At 69.9% G+C, this 25,852-nt stretch carries 24 protein-coding genes; 16 read left to right on the top strand and 8 right to left on the bottom strand.

What is annotated here, in order from left to right; all coding sequences use genetic code 11:
• The first annotated feature begins 5 nt into the window (after positions 1–5).
• A complete protein-coding gene (locus JOF29_RS25570) occupies positions 6–587 on the top strand; it encodes a GNAT family N-acetyltransferase (RefSeq protein WP_209696993.1) in 582 nt (193 codons plus the stop codon).
• Between the two features lie 30 nt (positions 588–617).
• On the opposite strand, the gene JOF29_RS25575 is transcribed toward JOF29_RS25570, so the two are convergent.
• Complete coding sequence (locus tag JOF29_RS25575) at positions 618–1,379, bottom strand: IclR family transcriptional regulator (RefSeq protein ID WP_209696994.1); 762 nt, start codon at positions 1,377–1,379, stop codon at positions 618–620.
• A 113-nt stretch (positions 1,380–1,492) separates the two neighbouring features.
• Here JOF29_RS25575 and JOF29_RS25580 point away from each other — a divergent pair, with 113 nt between their 5' ends.
• From JOF29_RS25580 to JOF29_RS25615, 8 genes are all read left to right on the top strand, one after another.
• Positions 1,493–2,647 (top strand): DUF6986 family protein, encoded by a 1,155-nt coding sequence (locus JOF29_RS25580; protein ID WP_307863684.1) that lies wholly within the window; start codon positions 1,493–1,495, stop codon positions 2,645–2,647.
• Between the two features lie 9 nt (positions 2,648–2,656).
• Entirely contained in the window at positions 2,657–2,896 is a 240-nt protein-coding gene (locus JOF29_RS25585) for a thiamine-binding protein (RefSeq protein ID WP_209696995.1), read from the top strand.
• A complete protein-coding gene (locus JOF29_RS25590) occupies positions 2,889–3,311 on the top strand; it encodes a helix-turn-helix domain-containing protein (RefSeq protein ID WP_209696996.1) in 423 nt (140 codons plus the stop codon). The genes JOF29_RS25585 and JOF29_RS25590 overlap by 8 nt, the downstream gene beginning before the upstream one ends.
• Before the next feature lie 88 nt (positions 3,312–3,399).
• Positions 3,400–3,891 (top strand): 2-oxo-4-hydroxy-4-carboxy-5-ureidoimidazoline decarboxylase, encoded by a 492-nt coding sequence (uraD, locus tag JOF29_RS25595; protein ID WP_209696997.1) that lies wholly within the window; start codon positions 3,400–3,402, stop codon positions 3,889–3,891.
• On the top strand, positions 3,888–4,202 hold the full coding sequence (gene uraH / locus JOF29_RS25600; RefSeq protein WP_209696998.1) for a hydroxyisourate hydrolase: 315 nt from the start codon (positions 3,888–3,890) through the stop codon (positions 4,200–4,202). The genes uraD (JOF29_RS25595) and uraH overlap by 4 nt, the downstream gene beginning before the upstream one ends.
• 5 nt (positions 4,203–4,207) lie before the next feature.
• Positions 4,208–5,113: a factor-independent urate hydroxylase gene (gene pucL / locus JOF29_RS25605; RefSeq protein ID WP_209696999.1), complete on the top strand. Its 906-nt coding sequence runs from the start codon at positions 4,208–4,210 to the stop codon at positions 5,111–5,113.
• Positions 5,113–6,450, top strand: coding sequence for an 8-oxoguanine deaminase (locus JOF29_RS25610; protein WP_209697000.1), 1,338 nt, complete (start codon positions 5,113–5,115; stop codon positions 6,448–6,450). Before pucL ends, JOF29_RS25610 begins: the two co-directional genes overlap by 1 nt.
• 108 nt (positions 6,451–6,558) lie before the next feature.
• Positions 6,559–7,377, top strand: a complete 819-nt coding sequence (locus tag JOF29_RS25615) for a type IV toxin-antitoxin system AbiEi family antitoxin domain-containing protein (protein ID WP_209697001.1) — start codon at positions 6,559–6,561, stop codon at positions 7,375–7,377.
• Here JOF29_RS25615 and guaD read toward each other — a convergent pair whose 3' ends face one another.
• From guaD to JOF29_RS25645, 6 genes are all read right to left on the bottom strand, one after another.
• Entirely contained in the window at positions 7,378–8,655 is a 1,278-nt protein-coding gene (gene guaD / locus JOF29_RS25620) for a guanine deaminase (protein WP_209697002.1), read from the bottom strand.
• A complete protein-coding gene (xdhC, locus tag JOF29_RS25625) occupies positions 8,652–9,605 on the bottom strand; it encodes a xanthine dehydrogenase accessory protein XdhC (RefSeq protein WP_209697003.1) in 954 nt (317 codons plus the stop codon). The genes guaD and xdhC overlap by 4 nt, the downstream gene beginning before the upstream one ends.
• Positions 9,593–11,920: a xanthine dehydrogenase molybdopterin binding subunit gene (xdhB, locus tag JOF29_RS25630; RefSeq protein ID WP_209697004.1), complete on the bottom strand. Its 2,328-nt coding sequence runs from the start codon at positions 11,918–11,920 to the stop codon at positions 9,593–9,595. The genes xdhC and xdhB overlap by 13 nt, the downstream gene beginning before the upstream one ends.
• Positions 11,917–13,353 carry a xanthine dehydrogenase small subunit gene (locus JOF29_RS25635; protein WP_209697005.1) on the bottom strand — a complete coding sequence of 479 codons (1,437 nt, stop codon included), beginning with the start codon at positions 13,351–13,353 and terminating at the stop codon, positions 11,917–11,919. The genes xdhB and JOF29_RS25635 overlap by 4 nt, the downstream gene beginning before the upstream one ends.
• Positions 13,350–15,263, bottom strand: coding sequence for a 2-oxo-4-hydroxy-4-carboxy-5-ureidoimidazoline decarboxylase (uraD, locus tag JOF29_RS25640; RefSeq protein WP_209697006.1), 1,914 nt, complete (start codon positions 15,261–15,263; stop codon positions 13,350–13,352). Before uraD (JOF29_RS25640) ends, JOF29_RS25635 begins: the two co-directional genes overlap by 4 nt.
• A 142-nt stretch (positions 15,264–15,405) precedes the next feature.
• On the bottom strand, positions 15,406–16,941 hold the full coding sequence (locus JOF29_RS25645) for a PucR family transcriptional regulator (protein WP_209697007.1): 1,536 nt from the start codon (positions 16,939–16,941) through the stop codon (positions 15,406–15,408).
• Positions 16,942–17,082: 141 nt separating this feature from the next.
• On the opposite strand from JOF29_RS25645, the gene JOF29_RS25650 reads away from it, so the two are divergent.
• From JOF29_RS25650 to JOF29_RS25675, 6 genes are read left to right on the top strand one after another with little or no spacing between them, the layout of a single operon-like run.
• Positions 17,083–17,895, top strand: a complete 813-nt coding sequence (locus JOF29_RS25650) for a hydroxypyruvate isomerase family protein (RefSeq protein ID WP_209697008.1) — start codon at positions 17,083–17,085, stop codon at positions 17,893–17,895.
• Between the two features lie 18 nt (positions 17,896–17,913).
• Positions 17,914–18,798, top strand: a complete 885-nt coding sequence (locus tag JOF29_RS25655; RefSeq protein ID WP_209697009.1) for a 2-hydroxy-3-oxopropionate reductase — start codon at positions 17,914–17,916, stop codon at positions 18,796–18,798.
• Positions 18,798–20,567 carry a glyoxylate carboligase gene (gene gcl / locus JOF29_RS25660; protein ID WP_245359453.1) on the top strand — a complete coding sequence of 590 codons (1,770 nt, stop codon included), beginning with the start codon at positions 18,798–18,800 and terminating at the stop codon, positions 20,565–20,567. The genes JOF29_RS25655 and gcl overlap by 1 nt, the downstream gene beginning before the upstream one ends.
• Positions 20,567–21,934: a glycerate kinase gene (locus JOF29_RS25665; protein WP_209697010.1), complete on the top strand. Its 1,368-nt coding sequence runs from the start codon at positions 20,567–20,569 to the stop codon at positions 21,932–21,934. Before gcl ends, JOF29_RS25665 begins: the two co-directional genes overlap by 1 nt.
• Positions 21,931–23,271: an allantoinase AllB gene (allB, locus tag JOF29_RS25670; RefSeq protein ID WP_209697011.1), complete on the top strand. Its 1,341-nt coding sequence runs from the start codon at positions 21,931–21,933 to the stop codon at positions 23,269–23,271. The genes JOF29_RS25665 and allB overlap by 4 nt, the downstream gene beginning before the upstream one ends.
• Entirely contained in the window at positions 23,268–24,083 is an 816-nt protein-coding gene (locus JOF29_RS25675) for a bifunctional allantoicase/(S)-ureidoglycine aminohydrolase (protein ID WP_209697012.1), read from the top strand. The genes allB and JOF29_RS25675 overlap by 4 nt, the downstream gene beginning before the upstream one ends.
• 83 nt (positions 24,084–24,166) lie before the next feature.
• Here JOF29_RS25675 and JOF29_RS25680 read toward each other — a convergent pair whose 3' ends face one another.
• Positions 24,167–24,706 (bottom strand): GNAT family N-acetyltransferase, encoded by a 540-nt coding sequence (locus JOF29_RS25680; RefSeq protein ID WP_209697013.1) that lies wholly within the window; start codon positions 24,704–24,706, stop codon positions 24,167–24,169.
• A 78-nt stretch (positions 24,707–24,784) separates the two neighbouring features.
• Here JOF29_RS25680 and JOF29_RS25685 point away from each other — a divergent pair, with 78 nt between their 5' ends.
• Positions 24,785–25,552, top strand: a complete 768-nt coding sequence (locus tag JOF29_RS25685) for an SDR family NAD(P)-dependent oxidoreductase (RefSeq protein ID WP_209697014.1) — start codon at positions 24,785–24,787, stop codon at positions 25,550–25,552.
• Positions 25,553–25,852 lie beyond the last annotated feature (300 nt).

A 25,852-nucleotide genomic window follows, 5' to 3' on the forward strand; every position in this document is an offset into this window, starting at 1 on the left:
ACCAGGTGGGTGCTTACGAGATCGTCCAGGACAGCGACCCGCGGTGCGCCGAGCTGGAAGCGGCCGGGTACCGCGTGGTCGCCGAGTCCTGGGCGGTCCGGCTGTTCGACCCGGACCGGGAGCTGCTGGAGTCGGCGGTACGGCGAGCGACCGTCGGCGGGCTGAGCGTCCGTGAGCTGGGGCCGGAGTCGGCGTCGGCGCTGCACACGCTCGAGTCGACGAACCAGCCCGACTACCCCGACACACCCGCGACGCATCATCACGTCGGAGAGCTGGAGGACGTACGGGCGCTCTGGCCGGAGCACCGCGTCTTCGGCGCCCTCGACGGCAGCCGCCTGGTCGGCGCCACGGTGATCCGCGAGCACAAGGGCTTCGGCGACACCGCCTTCACCTCGGTGCTGGCGCCGTACCGCCGCCGAGGCGTGGGCCAGGCGGTCAAGGCCGCCTCGATCCTCGCGTTCCTCGACATCGGCATCACCCGCTTCAGCACCGGCGGCGCAGCCACGAACCAGGCCAGCCTCCAGGCCAACCAGTCCCTCGGCTACGTCCTCACCGAACACTGGCGCACGTACGCCCCGACCCCGTGAGGTCCTCACACGGCGAACTGCACCGCCTGGCTAGTGGAGGTCCTCGGAGAGGGACTTGGCGGCTTGGGTGAGGAGGGGGACGGCTCGTTCGACGAGGGGTTCGGTCATGCGGCCGGCGGGGCCGGAGATCGAGATGGCCAGGTGGGACGGCGCGTCGGGGACCGCGACGGCGACGCAGCGGACGCCCAGCTCCTGTTCGCCCTCGTCCATCGCGTAGCCGTGGGCCTCGGCCTGGTGGAGTTGCGCGGTGAAGGCGTCCGCTGTGGTGATCGTGTTGTCGGTGTGCTTCGGCATGCCGGTACGGTGCAGGAGCTCGCGGACCTCGGAGTCCGGGAACTGGGCGAGGATCGCCTTGCCGACCGCGGTGCAGTGCGGCAGCACCCGGCGGCCGACCTCGGTGAACATCCGCATCGAGTGCCGCGACGGCACCTGTGCGAGATACACGATCTGGTCGCCGTCGAGCATCGCCATGTTCGCGGACTCGCCGAGCTCGTCGACGAGCCGCGCGAGGTGCGGGCGGGCGAACACACTGAGCATGTGCGACGAACTCTCACCGAGCCGGATCAGCTTCGGCCCGAGCACGTACTGCCGGGACGGCTCCTGCCGCAGGTACCCGAGGTCGACGAGCGTGCGGACCAGCCGGTGGATCGTCGGCAGCGGCAGCCCGGAGGCGGCCGCGAGCTGCGACAGGCCCATCATGCCGCCGGCGTCGGCCATCGTCTCCAGCAGCCCGAAGGCGCGCTCGATCGACTGCACGCTGCCGGTCCGGCCCTTGCCGTTCGTCTCCGCCATGTCCTCCACCTTTCCGGATCATGGAAGTTTAGCGCCAGATCCTGGAAGCTCGGACCCTTGTGCCTTCCACAAGGTAGATATTAGTCTCCACAATACGGAAAAAGGAGGCCGGAGTGGATGATCTGATGACCGAGCTCGACCGTCGGCTGGCGGCCGCGGACGCGGCACTGACCGCCGACTACCGCGGTGACCGCGGGGTCCGGCAACCCGTCCACACCGTCTACGTCCCGGCCGACCGGTACGGCGAACAGACGGTCGCGGACTGGGGTGCGCAGGCACGCAAGGCCCTCGAAGAGCACCCGGAGTTCGTGAAGGTGCTGGACCTGCCGGACGACGTGTACGACCGCGTCCGCGGCAAGCTCGAACGCGAGCCGGTCGAGGACCTCCGGATCGACTTCGAGGACGGCTACGGCAACCGCCCCGACGAGGAGGAGGACGCGGCCGCGATCGCCGCGGCCCGGATCGCCCCGCAGTCGCCGTACTACGGTCTCCGGATCAAGTCCCTCGAGGCGCCGACCCGCCGCCGCGGCATCCGGACCCTCGACCTGTTCCTCGAGAACCTCGGCGGAAACCGCGACGGCTTCGTCATCACGCTCCCGAAGGTGACGTCGGTCGAACAGGTCGAGGCGATGGTCTACGCGCTCGAGACCCTGGAGGCCAAGCACGACCTCCAGCCGTTGCCGTTCGAGATCCAGGTCGAGACCCCGCAGGCGATCCTGGGCTCCGACGGTACGGCGCTGATCGCCCGGATGCTGAAGGCCGGCGGCTCGCGCGTCACCGGTCTGCACTACGGCACCTACGACTACTCGGCCTCGCTCGGCGTCGCTGCGGCGTACCAGAGCATGGAGCATCCGGTCGCGGATCACGCGAAGGACGTCATGCAGCTCGCCGCGGCCGGTACCGGCGTGTTCGTATCCGATGGGTCGACCAACGTTCTCCCGGTCGGCGACGCGATCCACGACGCGTGGCGCCTGCACTTCCGGCTGGTACGCCGTTCGCTCGCGCGCGGCATCTACCAGGGCTGGGACATGCACCCGGCGCAGCTCCCGACCCGGTTCGCGGCGACGTACCTGTTCTACCGCGAAGGCTTCGACCAGGCCGCGCTCCGGCTGCGCGCGTACCTCGGCCACGGCGAGTCCGGGTACCTCGACGAGCCCGCCACTGCGGTTGCCCTCGCCGGTTTCGTACTGCGCGGGATCGAGTGCGGCGCGATCGACACAACCGAGTTCGACACCACAGGCCTCGCGAAACTGGCTCGGCGAGCTTAGCCTCGCGACATGCGACTGGTTGCGGAGTTCACCACGGAGCCCTTCGATGTGGAGGGGCCGCCGCCCGCGCACGCCACCGAGGCGCTGCGGGCGGCGGAGGCGGCCGGGCTCGACTGTGAGTTCGGCCCGCTCGGCACGCAGGTCAGCGGGGAGCAGGACCTGCTGCTGCCCGCGCTGCCGAAAGTGCTCGAGGCCGCGTTCGCGGGCGGCGCGAGCCAGGTGACGTTGCAGGTACGGCGCGATGCCTGAAAAGCACCCGCTCGTCGAGGCGATCACGCCGCTGGTCGAACGGCTGAACGCCGAGCTCGTCGACCCTGACGACGCGCGCGCGGACGACGTACCGCTGGAATGGGACGGCGAGCCGGTGATCGCCGTCCGGCTACCGCCCAAGCCCGCCGGCAAGGCGCCCGAGAAAGGGTCCGAAACGGCCTCCGAGAAGGCTCCCGGGAGAGCGGCGGAGGGTGGAGTGCAGGGCCTGCTGGCCGACGTCGCCGCGGAGCTCGGCGGCCCGTTGCGCGACCTCTCCCGGCACGACAAGCAGCAGGCTGTGCGGTTGCTGGAGTCCCGCGGTGCCTTCGAGTACCGGAAGTCGGCGGAGATCGTGGCCGAGGCGCTCGGCGTCACGCGCTTCACCGTCTACAACTATCTGAACCGCTCCCGCTGAATTTCAACAAACTGTTGACGACGGCCTCCGTGGATGTCACGCTCTCGTCATACGGAAAGTTGATTTCGGGATTCGAGAAGGTGTGATCGTGGACCTGGAGGAGTTCAACTCCACTCCGACCGACCGCTTGCGGCCGGCACTGACGGCCTGCTGCGACGTACCGCGGTGGGTCGACGCGATCCTCGCCAAGCGGCCGTACGGCGAGGTCGCCGCCCTGACCGCGGTCGCCGACCAGGTACTGCGGGAGCTCGACGACGACGAGGTCGACCGGGCCTTGCAGGCGCATCCGCGGATCGGCGACCGCCCGCAGGGCGCGAGTGCCGAGGCGGCCTGGTCGCGGTCCGAGCAGTCGGGAGTCGGCGACGACGCCGGCCGCCGCCGAGAGCTTGCCGAAGGCAACCGTCAGTACGAGGACCGGTTCGGCCGGGTGTTCCTGATCTGCGCCACCGGGTTGTCGGCGGGGCAGATGCTGAGCAGCCTGCAGACCCGGCTCACGCACGACGACGCGACCGAGGCGGCAGTTGTCCACGAGGAGCTGCGCAAAATCGCGCTGCTCCGGTTGAGCAAGGTGGTCTCATGAGCTCTTTGTCGACACACGTCCTCGATACCGCGCTGGGGCGACCGGCCCAGGGCGTCCCGGTGCAGCTGTACGCCGGTGACGCCGTACGGGCGACCGGAACGACCGACGCGGACGGGCGGATCATGCTGGCGCCGGCCCTCGGCCCTGGGACGTACCGCCTCCGATTCGACGTCACGACGTACGCCGAGCGCACCGGCCAGGACATCTTCTTTCCCGAGGTCTCCGTGACCTTCACGGTCGCCGACGAGCGGCACTACCACGTCCCGTTGCTGCTCAGCCCGTTCGCGTTTTCCACCTACCGAGGGAGCTGACCGAGATGGCCATCCACCTGGGCACCAACCAGTACGGCAAAGCCGAGAACCGTGTCGTCCGGATCTACCGGGACACGCCTCGCCACCAGATCCGCGACCTGAACGTGTCGACCGCGCTCCGTGGCGACTTCGCGGCCGCGCACACCACCGGCGACCAGGCCGGCGTACTGCCGACCGACACCCAGAAGAACACGGCGTTCGCGTTCGCCAAGGAGAAGGGCGTCGGCGCGATCGAGGACTACGCACTGACCCTCGGCGATCGGTTCCTGGAGGCGTCGGCGGCCGCGTCGGGCGCCCGGATCGAGGTCGAGGAGTACGCCTGGGAGCGGATCCTCGTCGACGGGCAGGAGCACGACCACTCGTTCGTCCGGACCGGTGGCGGGGTACGGAACGCGGTCGTCAACATCGACGGCCGCGGCGCGGACCGGAAGGCGTACGTGGTCTCCGGGATCAGCGATCTCGTCGTACTGAAGTCCACCGGGTCGGAGTTCCACGGGTTCCTGAAGGACGAGTACACGACGCTGCCGGAGACGAACGACCGGATCCTCGCGACCTCGCTGGTCGCGCGCTGGCGGTACGACCACACAGAGGTCGACTGGGACAAGTCGTACGACGAGATCAAGGGGCTGCTGCTCTCGCGGTTCGCGACGATTCACAGTCTGGCGTTGCAGCAGACCCTGTACGGCATGGGATCCGCCGTACTCGAAGAGCATCCGGAGGTCGCCGAGATCAAGTTCTCGGCGCCGAACAAGCACCACTTCCTGGTCGACCTCGCGCCGTTCGGTGTCGAGAACCCCGGTGAGGTGTTCATCGCCGCGGACCGCCCGTACGGCCTGATCGAGGCGTCCGTGACCCGCGACGACGCCAGCGACGCCGGCAGTGCGTGGGTCAACATCGCCGGCTTCTGCTGATGCCGCGGATCGTGATCGAGGGCGCCTACGTGGCGACCCTCGATCCGGCCCGGCGCGAGTTCGCCGGGCATGTGGTTGCCGAGGGCAATCGCCTGGTGGCGGTCGGGCCCGGGCCGGCTCCGGCGTACGACGATGCCCGGGTGGTCGACGGGCGTGGCTGTCTGGTCACGCCGGGATTCGTGAACACGCACCAGCATCTGTATCAGTGGGTGACCCGCGGGCTGGCCGCGGACGCGACGCTCTTCGAATGGCTGACCACGCTGTACCCGGTCTGGGCCCGGATCACCGAGGAGACCGTGTACGTCGCCGCCCGGGCGGCGCTGGCGCAGCTCGCGTTGACCGGATGTACGACGGTCGCCGATCATCACTACGTCTTCCCGGGCGGGGATCTGCTCGCGGCGGAGATCGCAGCGGCTGCGGAGATCGGGCTGCGCTTCCATCCCGCGCGCGGGTCGATGGATCGCGGTCAGAAGGACGGCGGGTTGCCGCCGGACTCGGTGGTCGAGGACCGGGACACGATCCTCGCCGCGACCGAGGACGCGATCGACCGTTGGCACGACCCATCACCTGGCTCGATGCTGCAGATCGTGGTGGCGCCGTGCTCCCCGTTCAGCGTCAGCGGGGAGCTGATGCGCGAATCGGCCGAGCTCGCCCGGCGCCGCGGCGTACGGCTGCACACGCATCTCGCGGAGACGACGGACGAGACGTCGTGGTGCCGGGAGACGTACGGGTGCACGCCGCTCGAGTACGCCGACCGCCTCGGCTGGACCGGGCCGGACGTGTGGTTCGCGCACGGGATCCACTTCGACGACGCGGAGATCAAGCACCTCGGCGGTACCGGTACGGGCGTCGCCCACTGCCCGAGCTCGAACGCCCGCCTGGGCGCCGGCATCGCCCGCGCCGCCGACCTCCGCGCCGCCGGATCGCCGGTAGGCCTGGGTGTGGACGGTGCCGCCAGCAACGAATCCGGCAGCCTCGTCGAGGAACTCCGCCACGCCCTCCTCTTCGCCCGAGCCCGCGGCGGCCCCCAGGCCCTCACCGTCCGAGCCGCCCTCGAAATGGCCACGTTGGACGGAGCCCGCATCCTGGGCCGCTCCGACGACATCGGCTCCCTCGAACCAGGCAAGCAAGCAGACCTAGCCGTCTGGGACCTCGCCGGCCTCCCCCACGCCGGCATCCCCGACCCACTAGCAGCCCTGGCCCTCTCCACACCCCCGCCGCTAGCACTGCTCCTCGCGAACGGCCGCCCCGTCGTGGAACACGCCGTACTCCAAACCGCCGACGTACCCACCCTGGCCGCAGAGGTAGCCCGCACCCAGGCCGCGCTCTGCCGATAGGCCGCGGGGACTGGTGATAGGCGATGCGCTATCGCCAGCCCTCAGGGGTTATCCACAGCTGTGAGATTGCCGGCTCGGACGGTGTGGGGCGAGTGCATGTTCTTGGGCATGAACAGGAGATTGGAAGTGGTTGCGGCGGGGCGCGGCGGGTGGTTCACCCGGCCGGACGCGCTGGCCGCGGGGTACAGCGACAGTCAGATTCGGCAGCGGGTGCGGACGGGGCAGTGGATCAGGATGGGGTTCAACTCGTACGTCGACCCGCGCGGCTGGCAAGCCGACGAGCCCCCGTGGGATCGTGCCGTCCGGCTGCATCGGCTGACGGTGCGGATGGCGCGGGAGCGGCTCGGCGACGTGGTGGTCAGTCATCAGTCGGCGGCGATGCTCCACGGGCTGCCGGTCTGGGGCGCCGACCTGACGAAGGCGCACTTCACGCGCCTGGGGTCCGGGCAGTCGCGCGTCGGCCGGAGCATCCAGGTGCATCGGGGTGCGATCGCTGCCGACGAGGTCGTGGAGCTCGAGGGTCTGGAGCTCACGAGATGCGAGCGCGCGATCGTCGAGACGGCTTGCACGACGTCGTACGAGGTCGGCGTCGTCCTGGCTGACGCCGCGCTCAGGATGCGGTTGACGACCCGCGACAGACTTGCGGCCGTCGTACGGCGGCATCGGCACTGGCGTGGTCTACCGGCCGCGTACACCGCAGTGCAGTTTGCGGACGGGCTGAGCGAGTCGGTCGGCGAATCGCGTCTCCGCGTGCTGATGGCGAACCACGGCCTGCCGAAGCCCGAGCCGCAGGTCGTGATCCGCATCAACTGGCCCGACCTCGACGTACCCCACGACACCGCCGCCCGCCTCTGGCGAGCGATGTCGGTATACGCGAAGGGGACTGGCGATAAGCAATTGCCTATCGCCAGTCCCCGGCGGGGGTGATCAGTGGAGGAGGTCGCCGTTGATCCAGACGGCTTGGATGTCGGTGGGGGTGCCTAGGGTGAAGATTCGGGCGAGGGCTTCTTCGGTGTCGTCGGCGTGGGTGATGGCGACCGCCAGCGGGGAACCCTCGGCGGGGCGGAGGAGTTGGGCGTCGAAGTAGTGGCCTACGGAGAGGTGACCGACCTGCGGGAGGTCCAGGGCCTCGGCGCCGGCGGTGGTCGCCAGGTAGAGGAGATGGGCTGCCGTCAGCGGGCGGCCGTGGTCGCCCAGGAGTTGCTGGCAGAAGTACGCCTGGAGACCCTCCTTCAACAGGGAGAAGCCGGTGCCGGCGCCTACGTCCGACCCGAGCGCCACGCGTACGCCGTACTGCAGGTGTCGCGTCAGCGGGAACAGGCCGCTCCCGAGCGCCGCGTTGCTCGTCGGGCAGTGTGCGACCGTGGCGCCGCTGGTCGCGAGGGTTTTGAGTTCGACGTCCGTCGGGTGCACGTTGTGGGCGAGCACGGTACGGCGGTCCACCAGGCCGTGCCGGTCGTACGTCGTCACGTAGTCGCTGCCCCCGAACAGGTCGGCGACCGTCGCGATCTCGGCCTCGTTCTCGTTCACGTGCGAGGTGAACAGGGCGCCGGGGATCGCCTCCATGAGTTCGCGGCAGGTGGCGAGCAGGTCGTCGGTGCAGGACAGCGAGAAGCGCGGCGTGACGGCGTACCGGTTGCGGCCGACGCCGTGCCAGCGGTTCGCGAGGGCGAGCGATTCGGCGTACGCGCGGACCGGGGTGGTGAGCAGCTCCGGCCGGAGCAGCCGGTCGCTGAGGACCAGGCCGGAGGTGATCCGCAGCCCGACCTGCGAGGCGGCGTTGAACAGCGCGTCGACAGCGTCGGCGTAGTGCGCGCCGAAGACCAGGGCGGACGTCGTACCGGCAGCTGCCAGGCCGCGGACGAACTCGTTCGCGACGCCGGTCGCGTAGCCGACGTCGGCCATCCGCGCCTCCTCGGGGAGGGCGTAGCGGTCGAGCCACTCCAGGAGCGGCAGGCCGAGGCCGCCGACCGCGCGGATCTGCGGGAAGTGCACGTGGGTGTCGACGAACCCGGGGAGTACGACGCCGTCGCGGAGATCCACGACCTGCTCGGCGGGGTGCGCCTCGCGGATCTCCAGGTACGGGCCGCGGGCAACGATCAGCCCGTTCTCGACGAGCAGGCCGGCGTCGCTGTCGACCCGCAGCCGGGCGCCCGTGAACGGGTTCTCCGGGGTGTCGATGAACGTGCCACGGTAGAGAGTCATGCTGTTGCCTTACGCTGAGCCGAGGCGGGGCGACGCTCGGCAGATCGAGCCGGCACGGGAAGCCGCGCGGCAGACTGCGCCGAAGCGGCGTGCGCCCCGGCAGTCGATGTCGAGGCAGCAGCTGCCTCGCCGGTGGTCTGTTGTGGTGCTCGTTCGGTGGTGAAGCGTTCGAGGAGCCAGGCGGCGGTGCTGACGGCGATCACGGCCGGTTCCTTGCCGGTGACGGTCGGGATGCCGATCGGGGTGGTGATGCGGGCGATCGCCTCGGGTGGGTTGCCGTCGTCGGCGAGTTTGCGCTGGAAGCGGGTCCACTTGGCGCTCGACCCGATCAGCCCGATGGTGGCGAGCTGGTCGTTCCGGATGGCGGCGTCGCAGAGCGCGGCGTCCTCGGCGTGGTCGTGGGTCATGATCACGACGTGCGTACCGGGCGGCAGCTCGCCGACGACCAGCTCGGGGAGTACGGGGACGTTGTGGACGTGGACCTGCGCGACCGCGTCGTCCAGCACGCCGAGCCGTCCGGTCGTCAGCTGGTCGGCGCGGGAGTCGACGAGATGCAGCTCGATGTCGTGCCGCGCGAGGATCCGCGCCAGCTCGAGCCCCACGTGCCCGACCCCGAAGATCGCGACCGACGGCACCACCGGCAACGGCTCCAGCAACAACTGCACCTCACCACCACAACACTGAACTCCGTGCTGGTACGGCGCTTTGTCGGACAACGCCGCGGTCAGCACCTCGGGACTGCCGATGCCCTGAGCAATCATCTCCCGCGAACGCTCCACCGCCAGCGCCTCGAGGTTTCCGCCGCCGACAGTCGCCCAGACGTTGTCAGCAGCAACAACCATCTTCGCGCCGGCCTCGCGCGGAGCGTGTCCACGAACCGACAGCACGGTCACGAGAACCCCGGCCTCCCGCCGAGCACGCAGCCGTTGAACGGCTTTCACCCACTCCATGAGGTCCCTCCTCGCGCCCGTTCGACCGCCCAATAGACCGCCTCGGGTGTAGCTGGGGACGGCAGGTCGACGCTCGTGCCCGGCGGGCCGAAGGCGGCTGCCGCCTGGCGCAGGGCTTCGCGGACGGAGAAGGCAAGCATGAGTGGGGGTTCGCCGACGGCCTTCGAGCCGTAGACGGCGCCTTCCTCGTGGGCCTTCTCCAGGAGCGTGACGTTGAAGACTTCCGGCATCTCGGAGAAGCTCGGCAGCTTGTACGTCGACGCCGCCTGCGTGGAGAGGCGGCCGGTCTTCGAATCCCAGCGGAGGTCCTCCAGCGTCAACCACCCGGCGCCCTGGACGAAACCGCCCTCGATCTGGCCGATGTCGATCAGTGGGCTGAGGCTGTCGCCGACATCGTGGACGATGTCGACCCGGCGCAGCGTGTACGCCCCGGTGAATCCGTCGACCTCGACCTCCGACGCCGCGACGCCGTACGCGAAGTACTTGAACGGCTCGCCGCGCATCGCGTTCGCGTCCCAGTGCAACCCCTCGGTCCGGTAGAACCCGGCCGCCCACAGCTGCACCCGCTGGTGATACGCGAGGTTGACCAGCTCGTTCCAGCCCACGCCGTCCCCGGAGAGTCCACGGACGACACCGTCGACGAACCGCACGTCGTGCGGGCTGATCCCGAGCTTCCCGCCGGCGACCTGCGCCAACCGCTCGCGGATCTGCTCGCACGCGTTCTTGATCGCCGCGCCGTTCAGGTCGGCGCCGGACGACGCCGCGGTCGCGGACGTGTTCGGTACCTTGTCGGTCCGGGTCGGCGCCAGCCGGACCCGTTCCAGCGGTACGCCGAGCGTGGTCGCCGCGACCTGCAGCATCTTCGTGTGCAGGCCCTGCCCCATCTCGGTACCGCCGTGGTTGATCAGCACGGACCCGTCCTTGTAGACGTGCACCAGCGCACCGGCCTGGTTGAACGCCGTCAGGTTGAACGAGATCCCGAACTTCACCGGCGTCATCGCCAACCCACGCTTCAGGTACGGATGCGCGGCGTTGAACTCCGCGATCTCCAGAACCCGCTGGTCCACATCACCAAGCGACTGCACCTGCGACCAGCAGGACTCGAGCCGGTCCGCGTGCCGCACCGGCTGCCCGTACGGCGTCGAGTCGCCCGGCTGGTAGAAGTTCCGCCGCCGCAGGTCCAGGGCGTCGTACCCGAGCAGCGGGGCGCACCGTCCGAGGATGTCCTCGATCACCAGCATCCCCTGCGGCCCGCCGAACCCGCGGAACGCGGTCTGCGACGTCTTGTTGGTCTTCGCGATCTGCCCGTCCACGCGGACGTGCGGGATCTCGTACGCGTTGTCGATGTGGCACATCGCCCGCGCCAGCACCGGCTCCGACAGGTCGAGGCTCCACCCGCCGTCGGCGGTGATCGTCGCGTCCAGTGCGACCAATCGACCGTCGTCCGAGAAGCCAACGGTCCAGGCCGAGTGGAACCCGTGCCGCTTGCCCGACATCGTCATGTCCTGCGTCCGGTTCAGCCGCAACCGCACCGGCCGTCCCGTCAGCGTGGCGCCGAGCGCCGCGATCGCCGCGAACCCGTGCGGCTGCATCTCCTTGCCGCCGAATCCGCCGCCCATCCGCAGGCACTGCACGGTCACCGAATGACTGGCCAGCCCGAGCACATGCGCGACGATCTCCTGCGTCTCCGACGGATGCTGCGTACTCGACTGCACGAAGATCTGCCCGTACTCGTCGACCAACGCCAACGCCGCATGTGTCTCCAGGTAGAAGTGCTCCTGCCCGGCGAACTCGAACTCACCACTGAATACGTGTGCAGCCTCGCCGAGCGCACCGGTCACGTCGCCGCGCTCCAGGTGCCGCCCGATGCCCTGGAAGCTCCCCGCCGCGATCGCCTCGCGGACGCTCACCAGCGACGGCAGCGGCTCGTACTCGACCTCGACAGCCGTCGCCCCGAGCCGCGCGGCCTCCAGCGTCTCCGCGAGTACCCAACACACCGCGTGCCCGTTGAACATCACCTCGTCCGGGAAGAGCGGCTCGTCGTGCTTCACGCCCGCGTCGTTGACCCCCGGTACGTCGTCTCCGGTCAGCACCCGGACGACGCCCGGTACGTCGTACGCCGGCTTCACCCGCAGCGCCGTCACCCGCGCGTGTGCATGCGGGGACTGCACCGGGAACGCGTGCAGTACGTCGCGGGTGCGCATCACCAGATCGTCCGTGTACAAGGCGGTTCCGGTCACGTGCAGCGCGGCGCTCTCGTGCGGCAGTGGTACGCCGACCACCGCGGCGGCCGGTCGTTCGGACAGCGAGCTCATGCGCTCACCTCCTGGTGGTAGAAGCGCAGTAGCGATTGGCCGAGCATCGCGGAGCGGTACGACGAGCTCGCCCGGTGGTCGTCCATCGGCGTACCCTCACCCGCCATCACCGCGGCGGCCGTCCGGACGGTCGTTTCGTTCCACGGCAGACCGATGAGCGCTGCTTCGGTCGCGCTCGCACGCAACGGGGTCGCGGCGACGCCGCCCAATCCGATCTTCGCGTCCTGAACGGTGCCGTCGGCAACGGTCAGGGCGTACCCGATCGCGACGCTGGAGATGTCGTCGAAGCGCCGCTTGGCGATCTTGTGAAAAGCAGTAACCGGTGCCAAAGGCAACGGAACCACGATCGTCTTGATCAGCTCGTCAGGCGCCTTCACAGTCTGCCGGTAACCGGTGAAGTACTCGGCCAACCGCACCACTCGCTCCCCGCGCCCCGACGCCAGAACCAGCGTGGCATCCAGTGCCAGGAGTGCGGGTGGTGTATCTCCGATCGGTGATCCGGTCCCCAGGTTCCCGCCGATCGTCGCCCCGTTCCGGATCAACCGCGACGCGAACTGCGGAAACAGCTGGGCGAGCAACGGCACCCGCCCGTCCAACCGCCGCTCGATCTCCGTCAGCGTCAACGCCGCCCCGAGCCGTACCTCGCCGGACCCGAAACTGAACTCCCGCAACTCCTCCAGCCGGTCGATCGCGATCGTCAACGGCGGCCGCGACCCGAAGATGTTCACCTGTACGCCGAGGTCGGTCGAACCGGCCACCACCACCGCATCGTCCCGCTCACGCAGTACGGCGAGTGCGTGGTCCAGCGACGCCGGGCGGATGAACTCGCCCTCCGGGGAGACCATCCCGGTGGTGGCGGGCGCGGGCGGCGCCGATTCCCGCCGTACGGCGAGCGCGTCGTCGTCGGCCGGCTCGTCCAGCGCATATGCAGCATCCCGGATCGGCCGATACCCCGTACACCGGCACAAGTTCCCGCTCAACGAGTGCAGGTCGAACCCGTTCGCCCCGTGCTCATGATCACCCTCACCACACGCGCGGCCGGGGCGGTAGTACTCCGCCGCCATGCTGCAGATGAAGCCCGGGGTGCAGTAGCCGCACTGGGAGCCGCCGCGGACCGCCATCTCCTTCTGCACCGGGTGCAGGTCGGCGGCGGACCCCAGCCCCTCGGAGGTGATGACTTCCTGACCGTCCAGTGAGGCGACCGGGAGCAGGCACGCGTTGACGGCGATCCACTCGGTGGCGGTCGTCGTACCAGGGCGGGCGACCAGCACCGAGCAGGCGCCGCACTCGCCCTCGGCGCAGCCCTCCTTGGCGCCGGTCAGGCCGCGGTTGCGGAGCCAGTCGAGGACCGTGGTGTGAACGGAGATGTCGCCCAGAGGGGTGACCTCTCCGTTCACGGTCAGGGCGGGAGTACGCAGGGCTTGGGTGGTCATCTGTTGCTGCTCCATCGGGTGCGGGCGCTGTGGATCGGGTTGGCGTCGGACACGAAGTCGTCGAACCGGTAGCCGGCGATCTTCGCGATCTCGAGCAGGGCGGCCGCGTGCTCCTGGTTCTCGCAGTTCCCGAGCCGTTCGCGGCCCTGCTCGAGGATCCGTTCGTACGACTCGGCGTCCCGCACCGAGATCACCAGCGGGAACCCGAACCGTTCCTCGTACGCCGACGTGATCGCGGTCAGCTCGTCCCGCTCGGGATCGCCGAGGAACGTCAGCCCCTTGTCGGACTGGTCGCGCAGCGAGGCTTCGCCGCTCAACCCGTCGGCGACGAACTGCGACCCGAGCTGCGGGTACGCCTGGATCAGCTCCACCTGCTCGTCGCGGGACCCGGAGAACAAGGCCTCCTGGAACGACCGCCGCAGCGCGTGCGTGTCGGCGTACGGGCGCATCTCCCAGGCCCGCTCGACGGCCCAGCGCGGTCCCTGGAACAGCTCGCCGAACGTGTCCACGAACTCCGCCTGCGTCATCGTGTTCACCTGGTCCAGCCGGACCGTGTCGCCGGGCTGCCCGGCGACCGCCGGGCCGAAGTTCTTGCCGACGTGGTGGAACAGGATGTTCAGGAAGATCGCGGTCAGGCTGCCGAGCGTGATGCCGCTGCCGAAGATGATCTGGGCCCAGTGCGGCACCGCCTGCGCGACCTGCGGCTGGGCGGTCACGTACATCGCCAGCCCGACGCTGGTCGCGACGATCACCACGTTCCGGTGGTCGTGGAAGTCGACCTTCGCCAGCGTCTGGAACCCGACCACCGCCACCGTCGCGAACATCGCCAGCGCCGCGCCGCCGAGCACCGGATGCGGTACGCCGGCCACGATCGCGCCGGCCTTCGGCAGCAGCCCGATCAGGATCATGATCGCCCCGGCGGTGGCGACCACCCAGCGGCTGCGGATCCGGGTCAGCCGGACCAGGCCGACGTTCTCCGCGAAGCAGGTGTACGGGAACGAGTTGAAGACGCCGCCGATCGTGGTCGCCAGTCCGTCGGCGCGCAGCGCCCGGGCGATGTCGTCGCGGCTGATCCGCTTCTCGACGATCTCACCGGTCGCGAACACGTCACCGGTGGTCTCGACCGCGGTGATCAGCATGACCACGACCATCGAGATGATCGCCGCGACCGAGAACTTCGGCCAGCCGAAGTAGAACGGCTGCGTGACGCCGACCCAGGCCGCGTCGTGGACGGCGCCGAAGTGCGCGTCGCCGAACGCCCAGGCCACCAGCGTGCCGGCGACCAGCCCGACCAGTACGGCGATGGTCGCCATGAACCCCTTGAACACGCGCTGGATCAGCACGATCAGCGCCAGCGTGCCGAGTGCGTACACCATGTTCTTGCCGCTGGTCGGTGCCGCCGTCGGTCCCGCCCCGCCGACGGCGTCCCCGGCCGCGACCGGCAGCAGCGCCAGACCGATGATCGTGATCACCGAGCCGGTCACCACTGGCGGGAAGAACCGGATCAGCTTGCTGAAGTACGGCGCGATGAAGAACGTGGCCAGCCCGGCGACCAGGACGGCGCCGTAGATCACCAGCAGACCGTTGGTGCCGCCACCGGCCGCGAGCCCGATCGCGATCATCGGCGAGACCGCCGTGAACGTGACGCCCTGCAGCAGCGGCAGCCGGACGCCGACCTTCCAGAACCCGACGGACTGGATGATCGAGGCGATCCCGCAGGTGAAGAGGTCCGCGTTGATCAGGTGGATCAGCTGTTGCGTGTTCAGCCCGATCGCGCTGGCGAGCAGGATCGGTACGATCACCGCCCCGGCGTAGAACGCCAGCACGTGCTGCGTGCCGTACACCGCGAGCTTGCCAGGGGGTAGCACCTGGTCGACTGGGTGGCGGCTGGGCCGCAGGTTTGCCTTCATCGGGGACACGCTCCTCGGGCTGCGTGGGGCGGCAGGGGATTTGACCTGCACCCGAGCATCTGCTCAGCAGCCGGTGGATTGCACCCGGTGAACCTCTGAAGATGAACGCCCGGAGAACGCTCTGTTTTGTGTGATCACACAACTACAGCGATTTGAGGGCGAGGAACACGTCCACCCGGTCCTCGAGGGTCGACAGATCGCGTCCGGTCAGTTGCTCAACGCGTTCGATCCGGTAGCGAACGGTGTTGACGTGCAGGTGCAGCGACTCCGCCGTACGCGTCCACGAACACGAGCAGGCGAGGAAGGCCTGCAGCGTCATGAGCAGGTCCGCATGGGTACGTCGGTCGTGGTCGAGGACCGCCCCGAGGACGCGGTTCGTGTACGTACGCCGTACGTCGTCGGGCAGCGTGGCGAGCAGGAGGATGTGTGAGGCGACCTCGTCCGACGTGACGACCGAGACCGGTGCGCGGGCCGCGCCGGCCGCACGCTGGGCGAACCGGGCCTCCTCGAGCGCGCCGGCGAGCGCGTCGATCGACGTCTCGCCGCTGATCCCGACCGCGAGATGTGCCCGATTCAGCCCTGGAGCGAGCCGCCCGAAGGCGCGCCGGAGGTGCTCCGGGAGCTCCGGCGTGAAGGGCAGGAAGGCGACCAGCAGCCCGTCCCGGCCGGGCGCGACGACGGCCGGACCGACCGTCAGCGCGACATCCTCCAGCAACGTCAGCGCGACCTCGGCAGGACCGTCGTCGCGGAGGCCGGCGACCGCGACGACCAGCGGGCGCTCCGAGTGCGCACCCGCCTGGCGCAGGCGCGCGGCGACCTCGGCCTGGGCGGCACCGGACTCGACGAGGGCGAGGGCGTCGGCGACCAGCGGCCGGAGCGCGCGCCGTCCCTCGTCGCGGCGGGCGCGGTCCAGCGCGGCGATCGCGCAGAGTTCGTGCACCGCCTCGACGTGATCGCGGGTCCAGGTGGTGTAGTCGCCGTCGATCACCAGGAACCAGGCGGTCAACCGGTTGCCGAACCCCGATCCGATCGGGAACAGGCTGTACGGCGTCACCTCGGGCGCGGCCGCCACCGCGGGCATCCGGTCGGTGGCCAGGAATCGCCGGGTCACCGCGTCGACCGTCTCGGCGTCGAGCTCGCTCGGCCCGGGCACGACGTGCCGCCCGGTCGCGGTCAGCACCCGGCAGTCGTGCCCGATCTCGGCGGAGATCCGCGCCGCGAGCTCGTCGAGGCTGCGCCCGGCGGCGATCGACGACAGCAGTTGCCGCTGGCGGACCAGGCTCGCCGACAACCGTGCCCCGGTCTCGGCCGATCCCGCCGCCGCGGCGTACTCGGTGATGTCCGCGAACGCGATCTCGACCGGTACCTCGATCAGCGTCACCTCGTGCCGCCGGCACGCCTCGATCAGATCGGCTGGCACGTCCCCCAACTGCGCCTTCCCGGCCAGGATCGTGGTGGCGCCGCGGCCCGCCATCGAGGCGACGAACACCTCGCTGTCCATCGGCCGCCGCCGCCAGACCAACCCGGTGAGGACCACTTCCCCACCGTTCAGGTACCGCCCGGGATCCAGCAGATCGGTCGTCACCAGCCGCCCGATCGGCCGATCCAGTACGCCGCCCGCGGAGTACAGCAGCCGCAACCCGAGCTCGGGCGCGTCCAGCAGTTCGGTGAGCAGCACGGCAAACCTCCTTTAGAGGAACGTACAACGCGCGCGTACGCGGGGGACAGCCCTCGCAGACGCTTGACGCCCAGGGTTCCTCGACTTATGGTCATTTCGCAGAACAGAAATCAAGTTCCACAATGCGGAAAGTTGGACGGGATGAGTCACCAGTTGCGGTACACGGTGAACTGTTCGTTGCTGTTCACCGAGCGGCCCCTTCTCGAGCGGCCCGCGGCCGCCCGGCGGGCCGGGTTCAGCGCGGTGGAGTTCTGGTGGCCGTTCGTCGAGGCCGTCCCGCCGGACCGCCAGGTCGACGCGTTCGTCACCGCGGTCACCGACGCCGGCGTCCAGCTGACCGGCCTGAACTTCTTCGCCGGCGACATGCCGGGCGGCGACCGCGGACTGGTGTCCTGGCCGAAGCGGTCCGGCGAGTTCCGCGACAACATCGACGTCGCGGTCGGCATCGGCGAGCGCCTCGGTACCCAGGGCTTCAACGCGCTGTACGGCAACCGGGTGGACGGCGCGACCGAGCAGGAGCAGGACGACGTCGCGGTCGAGAACCTCCGACTGGCCGCACAGGCCGCCGCGCGGATCGGCGCCACCGTCCTGGTCGAGCCGGTCAGCGGCGCACCGCGGTACCCGCTGAAGCTCGCCGCCGACGCCCTCGGCGTGATCGACCGCGTGCAGGCCGGGTACGACGTACCGAACCTCGGGCTGCTCGCGGACCTGTACCACCTCGCGGTCAACGGCGACGACGTCGACCGGGTGATCGCCGAGCACACCGACCGGGTCGCGCACGTGCAGATCGCCGACAACCCGGGCCGCAACGAGCCCGGTACCGGCACGCTCCCGCTCGACCACCAGCTCAGCGCCCTGGAAGCCGGAGGTTACGCCGGCTGGGTCGGGCTCGAGTACAAGCCGTCCACCACCTCGGAAACAAGCTTCGGCTGGCTGCCGTTCGAGCGCCGCTGACATCCCCTAGGAGACGAAATGACGAACATCGCCTTCATCGGCCTCGGCATCATGGGTAACCCGATGGCCGTCCACCTCGCCAACGCCGGGCACACCGTGGCCGGCGTGGACCACAGCCCGGAGCGCGCCGCCGCGCTGATCGAGGCCGGCGGCCGGGCCGCCGGCTCGATCGCCGACGCGGTCAAGGGCGCCGACGTGATCTGCGTGATGGTGCCGGACTCGCCGGACGTCCAGGACGTCCTCGAAGGCGAGAACGGCGTCTTCCAGAACGCAGACACCGGCGCGCTCATCATCGACTTCTCCAGCATCCGCCCGGACGTCACCCAGCAGCTCGCCGAGCAGGCCCGCGCGCTCGGCTTCCGGCTGCTCGACGCCCCGGTCTCCGGCGGCGAGGCCGGCGCGAAGAACGCCGCGCTCTCGATCATGGTCGGCGGCGAGGCGGACGACTTCGCGCAGGCCAAGCCGGTGTTCGACGCGGTCGGCAAGACCGTCGTGCACGTCGGCCCGAGCGGCTCCGGCCAGACCGTGAAGGCGGCCAACCAGCTGATCGTCGCCGCGAACATCCAGGCGGTCGCCGAGGCGGTCGTCTTCCTGGAGGCGTACGGCGTCGACACGAAGGCTGCCCTCGAGGTCCTGGGCGGCGGCCTGGCCGGCTCGACCGTCCTCAACCAGAAGAAGGAGAACATGCTGTCGCGCTCCTTCGAGCCCGGGTTCCGGATCGACCTGCACCACAAGGACATGGGCATCGTCACCGCGGCCGCCCGCGAGGCCGGCGTCGTCGTACCGCTGGGTGCCCTGGTGGCGCAGCTGGTCGCGTCCGCCCGCGCGAACGGCGACGGCAAACTCGACCACTCCGCGCTGCTCCGTGGTGTGGAGCGGCTGTCCGGGAAGGACGTCAACTGATGGCTCGCATGCGGGCGGTGGATGCCGCCGTACTGATCCTGGAGAAGGAAGGCTCGACACAGGCCTTCGGGCTGCCGGGGGCCGCGATCAACCCGTTCTACAGCGCGATCCGCGCGCACGGCGGCATCAAGCACGTGCTCGCCCGGCACGTCGAGGCCGCGTCGCACATGGCCGAGGGGTACACCCGGGCTCGTGCGGGCAACATCGGCATCTGCATCGGTACGTCGGGGCCTGCCGGTACAGACATGATCACCGGCCTGTACTCCGCGTCCGCGGACTCGATCCCGATCCTGTGCATCACCGGGCAGGCGCCGGTCGCGAAGCTGCACAAGGAGGACTTCCAGGCCGTCGACATCTCCGCGATCGCCAAGCCGGTCGCGAAGTGGGCGGTCACGGTGATGGAGGCCGCGCAGGTCCCGGGCACCTTCCAGAAGGCGTTCCAGGTGATGCGCGAAGGCCGTCCGGGCCCGGTGCTGATCGACCTGCCGATCGACGTCCAGCTGACCGAGATCGAGTTCGACATCGACACGTACGAGCCGCTTCCGGTCTCGCGTCCCGCGGCCACCCGGGCGCAGGCGGAGAAGGTGCTCGACCTGCTGAGCGCCGCCGAGCACCCGCTGATCGTCGCGGGCGGCGGCATCATCAACGCGGACGCGGCGGAGCTGCTGGTCTCCTTCGCCGAGCTCACCGGCGTTCCCGTCGTACCGACGTTGATGGGCTGGGGTGCGATCGCGGACGACCATCCGCTGAGCGCGGGCATGGTCGGGCTGCAGACCTCGCACCGGTACGGGAACGCGACGCTGCTGGCGTCCGACCTGGTCCTCGGGATCGGCAACCGGTGGGCGAACCGGCACACCGGCGGGCTGGATGTGTATCGCGGGGAGCGGAAGTTCATCCACGTGGACATCGAGCCGACCCAGATCGGGCGGGTGTTCGCGCCGGACTACGGCGTGGTGTCGGACGCGCGCGCCGCGCTGGAGGTCTTCGTCGAGGTCGCCCGCGAGCGCGCCGGATCGTTGCCGGACCGTACGGCGTGGGCCGCGGAGTGCCGGGAGCGGAAGACCACGCTGCAGCGGAAGACGCACTTCGACGCGGTGCCGATCAAGCCGCAGCGGGTGTACGAGGAGATGAACCGCGCGTTCGGGCCGGACGTCCGGTACGTGTCGACCATCGGGCTGTCGCAGATCCAGGCGGCGCAGATGCTGCACGTGTACCGGCCGCGGCACTGGATCAACGCCGGGCAGGCCGGGCCGCTCGGCTGGACCGTGCCGGCCACGCTGGGAGTTGCTGTCGCGGATCCGGAGAGCACGGTCGTGGCGCTGTCGGGTGACTACGACTTCCAGTTCCTGATCGAGGAGCTGGCGGTCGGCGCGCAGTTCAACATCCCGTACATCCACGTCGTGGTGAACAACTCGTACCTCGGCCTGATCCGCCAGGCGCAGCGGAACTTCGACATGGACTACTGCGTGCAGCTGTCCTTCGAGAACATCAACAGCCCGGAGGTCGCGGGGTACGGCGTCGACCACGTCAAGGTCGTCGAAGGCCTCGGCTGCAAGGCGTTGCGGGTGTCCGAGCCGGACGGGATCCTGCCGGCCCTCGAGCAGGCGAAGAAGCTGATGGTCGAGCACCGGGTCCCGGTCGTCGTCGAGGTCATCCTCGAGCGGGTCACGAACGTGTCGATGGGCGTCGAGATCGACAACGTCATCGAGTTCGAGGACCTGGCGATCGCACCGGAGGACGCGCCCACAGCACTCGCATTGCTGGACTGATGGGCACCGCGTCGTTCGAGGGGTTCGGCCTCCGGATCGTGGTCGCCTCGGACAAGTTCAAGGGAACGCTGACCAGCGCGGAGGTCGCGGAGGCGGTCGGCACCGGGGTACGACGAGTCTGCCCCGACGCCACCGTGATTCCGGTCCCGGTCGCCGACGGCGGCGACGGCACCCTGTCCGCCGCCGTCGCCGCCGGCTACACCCTGGTCCCGATTACCGCCTCCGGCCCCACGGGCGAGCCGGTCCTTTCCGGTTACGCCAGGCTGGGCAACACCGCCGTAGTAGAACTGGCCGACGTCTCGGGCCTGGTCCACCTCCCCGGCGGTACACCGGCTCCGCTCACGGCAACGTCGTACGGCACGGGCGAACTGATCTCCGCGGCCATCGACGCGGGCTGCACCCGCATCATCCTGGGCATCGGCGGCAGCGCCTCCACCGACGGCGGCCAAGGCCTGATCCAGGCGCTCGCTCGCCGGCCGGATCGGCTTTCCGGAAACAATTCGGCGCTCCGCGACGAAAAACTTCCGAAGATCGGCGCCGGCCCGCCCTCACCACCCGCCGCCGGGGGTGGTCCGGCCTCGTCGGCCGCCGCTTCGGGTGCCGCGGCCTCCTCCCCCGCCGCAGGCGGGGTGCTCGGCCTGGCGGCGCTTCGGCGCCGCTTGCGTGGGGTGAAGCTGGTTGTTGCTTGTGATGTGGACAATCCGTTGACCGGACCTCGGGGTGCGGCTGCTGTGTACGGGCCGCAGAAGGGTGCTACTCCGGCGCAGGTGGCCGAGTTGGATGCACGTCTCGGGAAATGGGCTGATCTCGTGGCCCGGGCGACCGGGGCGGACCTGCGGGACACCCCGGGGGCCGGCGCCGCTGGTGGGGTCGGGTTTGCGGCGATTGCCCTGCTCGGTGCTGAGCTGAGGCCCGGGATCGACCTGATCCTGGAGATGGTGCGGTTCAGCGAACAGCTCGCCGGTGCGGACCTGGTGGTCACCGGCGAAGGCGCGCTGGACGAACAAACCCTGCACGGCAAGGCCGTCGCCGGAGTAGCGGCAGCCGCTCGCGCCGGCGGCGGGCCAACCGTGGGCCGACCAACCGTGGGCCGACCAACCGTGGGCCGACCAACCGTGGGCCGACCGGCCGTGGGCCGAGTCGCCGCGGGCGCTGGAGGTGTTCCGGTGGTGGCGGTTTGCGGGGTCAATCGGCTGTCTCCTGAGCAACTCCGGGGGATCGGGGTCGCGGCCGCCTATGCGTTGACCGATGTGGAGCCGGATGTCCAGCGGTGTATCGCCGAACCGCGCCCGCTCCTCGAAGAGCTCGGGGAACGGATCGCGGTGGAGCACCTTACGATGACACGAACGGAGAGAGGCATCGCATGAGTCTTCTGGATCTCGTGATACGGGCCCGTCGGGTGGTGCGTGGCGGGGGTGAGCAGGCGGCCGCGGTCGGGGTTCGGGACGGGCGGATCGTTGCGATCTCGCCGTACGACGCCGAGCTCGACGCCGCGACCGAGCTCCGGCTCGCCGACGACGAGGTACTGCTGCCGGGGCTCGTCGACTCCCACGTGCACGTGAACGACCCGGGCCGGACCGACTGGGAGGGCTTCACCTCCGCGACCAAGGCCGCGGCGGCCGGCGGTGTCACGACGATCGTCGACATGCCGCTGAACAGCATCCCGCCGACCTGTGACGTCCCGGCGCTGACGCTCAAACGGAAGACTGCCGAGACCCAGGCGTACGTCGACGTCGGCTTCTGGGGCGGCGCGATCCCGGGCAACGTCCCCGACCTGCGCCCGCTGCACGACGCCGGCGTTTTCGGGTACAAGTGCTTCCTGCTGCACTCCGGCGTCGACGAGTTCCCGCCGCTCGACACCGCCCAACTGGCGGCCGCGATGCGCGAGATCGCAGGCTTCGACGGCCTGCTGATCGTGCACGCCGAGGACGCGCACCGCATCGACGAGGCGAGCCAACCCGACGGCGCCAGCTACGAAGCCTTCCTCAACTCCCGCCCCCGTACTGCGGAGAACGACGCGGTGCAGCACGTCATCGACCTCGCCCGCGAGACCGGCTGCCGCGTACACATCCTGCACGTCTCCAGCGCCGAGGTCCTCCCGCTGCTCGCGAAGGCCCGCGCCGACGGCGTCCGGATCAGCGCGGAGACCTGCCCGCACTACCTCAGCTTCGACGCGGAGGACATCCCGGACGGCGCCACGCAGTACAAGTGCTGCCCGCCGATCCGCGAGGCCGCGAACCGCGAGCTGCTCTGGGACGGCCTCAGAGACGGCACCATCGACCAGATCGTGTCCGACCACTCGCCGTCCACGATCGACCTCAAGCACCTGGACACCGGCGACTTCGGCACCGCGTGGGGCGGCATCGCGTCCCTCCAGCTCGGCCTGTCCGCGATCTGGACCGAGGCCCGCCGCCGCGGCTTCACGCTGCCGGACGTGATCCGCTGGATGGCCGAGGCGCCCGCGGCCCAGACCGGGCTGCGGACGAAGGGCCGGATCGAGGTCGGGTACGACGCCGACCTCTGCGTGCTCGCCCCCGACGAGACCTTCACCGTCGACGCGCACCAGCTCCAGCACAAGAACGCCATCACGCCGTACGACGGCCGCACGCTGACCGGCGTCGTCCGGAGCACCTGGCTGTCCGGCGTACCCGTCGACCTCGCCGCCGACCCGCGCGGCCGCCTGCTGACCCGAGGAGAACGATGACCTTCTATGCCCCGAAGGGCGGACTGCCCGCGCAGACCGACCTGACCACCGACCGCGCGGTCTTCACCGAGGCGTACGCCGTCCTGCCGCGCGGGACGATGCGGGACATCACCACCAGCCGCCTGCCGTTCTGGGACGACACCCGGCTGTGGGTGATCGCGCGGCCGCTGTCCGGGTTCGCGGAGACGTTCTCGCAGTACATCGTCGAGGTCGCGCCGGGTGGCGGCAGCGACAGGCCGGAGACCGACCCGGCCGCCGAGGACGTGCTGTTCGTTGTCTCGGGCAACATTGCGCTGACGGTGGCGGGCGAGAAGCACACGCTGACCTCCGGTGGGTACGCGTACCTCCCGCCGGGCGGCGACTGGACCGTGCGGAACACGAGTGACGCGAACGCGACCTTCCACCTGGTGCGGAAGGCGTACGAGCGGGTCGAGGGGATCGACGTACCGCCGGCGCTGGTCACCAACGAGGCGGACGTCGAGGGCCGCGAGATGCCGGACACGGACGGTGCCTGGCAGACGCAGCGGTTCGTGGACCCGGACGACGTACGGCACGACATGCACGTGAACATCGTGACGTTCCAGCCGGGCGGGGTGATCCCGTTCCCGGAGACGCACGTGATGGAGCACGGCCTGTACGTGCTGGAGGGCAAGGCGATCTACCTCCTGAACAAGGACTGGGTCGAAGTCCAGGAGGGCGACTTCATGTGGCTCCGCGCCTTCTGCCCCCAGGCCTGCTACGCCGGCGGCCCCGGCCGCTTCCGCTACCTCCTCTACAAGGACGTCAACCGCCACCCGAAACTCACCCTCTGAGCTGGACGTGCACGCAGGCACAACCCCACGAAACGTCGCGGTACGCCGGTAGCGACCGGGGTTCTGCCTGCGTGCAGGCCCACCTAGCCGACGATGCGGACCGGGCGCTGGGGTGGGTCCAGGGGGTCGGTGAGTAGGCGGGCGTGCCGTTCGACGTCGTAGCGGGTGCCGTCGAAGGCGAGGCGCTGGCGTTCGACCCCCTCGGAGAGGAAGCCGGCGCGGGCCGCCACCGCGCAGGACGCCGGGTTGCCGAGCTGGTGACCCAGCTCGAGGCGGTACAGCCCGGCCTCGTGGTGCGCCCAGTTCGCGAGGGCGCGGAGGGCGTCGCGGGCGACTCCGTGGCCGCGGACGTCGGAGAGGGTCCAGTACCAGGTCCAGCCGACCCGGTGCCGGTCGATGTTCGTCACCGCCACGCACCCGATCGGGTGGTCGTCCGCGTCCGCGACGGCGTACACATGCCCGTTGTCGAGGTCCGCGACCCGGCCGATCCAGTCGACCGCGGACGCCCGGTCCACGATGCCGCCCTGATCCACCATCGCCGGATCGTCGTGCGCCGCCGCCAACCGCAACGCATCACCAGTCCGCCACCGCCGGAGCCCGAGCTCCCCGAGCGCGTATCCCATCCATCGAAAATACTCCCGCTCCGCCTCCGCCCACCTCCCGTCCGGCGCGTTCGGGCCGGACGGGAGAGGATAGGGCGTATGGGATATCTGGATTTCAGGGATCAGGTTGTGGTGGTGACCGGGGCCAGTAGCGGGATCGGGGCCGCGGCGGCGGTGGGGTTCGCGGAGAGCGGGGCGACGCTCGGGTTGCACTACCACCGGAACTCCGACGGCGCGAAGCACACCGTCGGCGCGGTACAGACGGCGGGCGGTACGGCGTCGTTGCATCAGGCGGATCTCGCCGACCCGAAGGCGGCGGACGCGTTCGTCGACGAGGTGCTCGCGCAGCACGGGCGGATCGACGTACTCGTGAACAACGCCGGCGATCTCGTCCACCGGTCCCCGATCGCCGAAGTACCGGACGAGGAGTTCCACCGGATCCTGGACGTCAACCTGACCTCGGTGTTCGCGCTCAGCCGGCGGATCGTGCCGGTGTTCAAGGAGCAGGGCGGCGGGTCGATCATCAACGTGACATCGATCGCCGGGCGGACCGGTGGCGCCGGTGGTTCGGTGGTCTATGCCACCTCGAAGGGCGCGGTCAGTACCTTCACCCGCGGTCTGGCGAAGGAGCTCGCGCCGGACGGGATCCGGGTGAACGCGATCGCGCCAGGTGTGATCAAGACGCCGTTCCACGACCGGCACACCGCCGACGCGCAGATGCAGGCGATGCTCGCGACCATCCCGATGGCCCGCACCGGTACGCCGCACGAGTGCGTCGGGACGATCCTGTTCCTCGCGTCCGAGCGGATGGCGTCGTACGTCACCGGCCAGATCATCGAGATCAACGGTGGCCAACTGACGCCCTAGGCAACTATCGGGGGGCCAACGGTTGTGGTTCGGAGGGTTTTGCCAGAAAGGACTGATGGTTCAGCCAGGCTGGCTGGCTAACTTCGGGGTTGTCGCAAGCAGTTGACCGCGGCAACAACCAACGAAGGAGAATCTCATGAGCCTCAAGAAGCTGGCCCCGCTCCCGAAGAAGCACCAGGCCCCGAAGCCAGGTGCCTGCCACCAGAAGCCGGCCAAGAAGGCGCCGCGCCGCCGGCCGATCGCACGCTAGTTCCCGACGATGGGGCCTGCAGTTTCCGCAGGCCCCATCGGCGTGTCCGA

The organism is Kribbella aluminosa, from assembly GCF_017876295.1.
Taxonomy (GTDB): Bacteria; Actinomycetota; Actinomycetes; order Propionibacteriales; family Kribbellaceae; genus Kribbella; species Kribbella aluminosa.

Excerpts from the sequence above, each read along its gene's own strand:
- JOF29_RS25575 (WP_209696994.1), bottom strand. The coding sequence starts at position 1,379 with ATGGCGGAGACGAACGGCAAGGGCCGGACCGGCAGCGTGCAGTCGATC.
- JOF29_RS25585 (WP_209696995.1), top strand. The coding sequence starts at position 2,657 with ATGCGACTGGTTGCGGAGTTCACCACGGAGCCCTTCGATGTGGAGGGG.
- JOF29_RS25590 (WP_209696996.1), top strand. The coding sequence starts at position 2,889 with ATGCCTGAAAAGCACCCGCTCGTCGAGGCGATCACGCCGCTGGTCGAA.
- uraH (WP_209696998.1), top strand. The coding sequence starts at position 3,888 with ATGAGCTCTTTGTCGACACACGTCCTCGATACCGCGCTGGGGCGACCG.
- pucL (WP_209696999.1), top strand. The coding sequence starts at position 4,208 with ATGGCCATCCACCTGGGCACCAACCAGTACGGCAAAGCCGAGAACCGT.
- JOF29_RS25610 (WP_209697000.1), top strand. The coding sequence starts at position 5,113 with ATGCCGCGGATCGTGATCGAGGGCGCCTACGTGGCGACCCTCGATCCG.
- JOF29_RS25615 (WP_209697001.1), top strand. The coding sequence starts at position 6,559 with ATGAACAGGAGATTGGAAGTGGTTGCGGCGGGGCGCGGCGGGTGGTTC.
- guaD (WP_209697002.1), bottom strand. The coding sequence starts at position 8,655 with ATGACTCTCTACCGTGGCACGTTCATCGACACCCCGGAGAACCCGTTC.
- xdhC (WP_209697003.1), bottom strand. The coding sequence starts at position 9,605 with ATGGAGTGGGTGAAAGCCGTTCAACGGCTGCGTGCTCGGCGGGAGGCC.
- xdhB (WP_209697004.1), bottom strand. The coding sequence starts at position 11,920 with ATGAGCTCGCTGTCCGAACGACCGGCCGCCGCGGTGGTCGGCGTACCA.
- JOF29_RS25635 (WP_209697005.1), bottom strand. The coding sequence starts at position 13,353 with ATGACCACCCAAGCCCTGCGTACTCCCGCCCTGACCGTGAACGGAGAG.
- uraD (WP_209697006.1), bottom strand. The coding sequence starts at position 15,263 with ATGAAGGCAAACCTGCGGCCCAGCCGCCACCCAGTCGACCAGGTGCTA.
- JOF29_RS25650 (WP_209697008.1), top strand. The coding sequence starts at position 17,083 with ATGAGTCACCAGTTGCGGTACACGGTGAACTGTTCGTTGCTGTTCACC.
- JOF29_RS25655 (WP_209697009.1), top strand. The coding sequence starts at position 17,914 with ATGACGAACATCGCCTTCATCGGCCTCGGCATCATGGGTAACCCGATG.
- gcl (WP_245359453.1), top strand. The coding sequence starts at position 18,798 with ATGGCTCGCATGCGGGCGGTGGATGCCGCCGTACTGATCCTGGAGAAG.
- JOF29_RS25665 (WP_209697010.1), top strand. The coding sequence starts at position 20,567 with ATGGGCACCGCGTCGTTCGAGGGGTTCGGCCTCCGGATCGTGGTCGCC.
- allB (WP_209697011.1), top strand. The coding sequence starts at position 21,931 with ATGAGTCTTCTGGATCTCGTGATACGGGCCCGTCGGGTGGTGCGTGGC.
- JOF29_RS25675 (WP_209697012.1), top strand. The coding sequence starts at position 23,268 with ATGACCTTCTATGCCCCGAAGGGCGGACTGCCCGCGCAGACCGACCTG.
- JOF29_RS25680 (WP_209697013.1), bottom strand. The coding sequence starts at position 24,706 with ATGGGATACGCGCTCGGGGAGCTCGGGCTCCGGCGGTGGCGGACTGGT.
- JOF29_RS25685 (WP_209697014.1), top strand. The coding sequence starts at position 24,785 with ATGGGATATCTGGATTTCAGGGATCAGGTTGTGGTGGTGACCGGGGCC.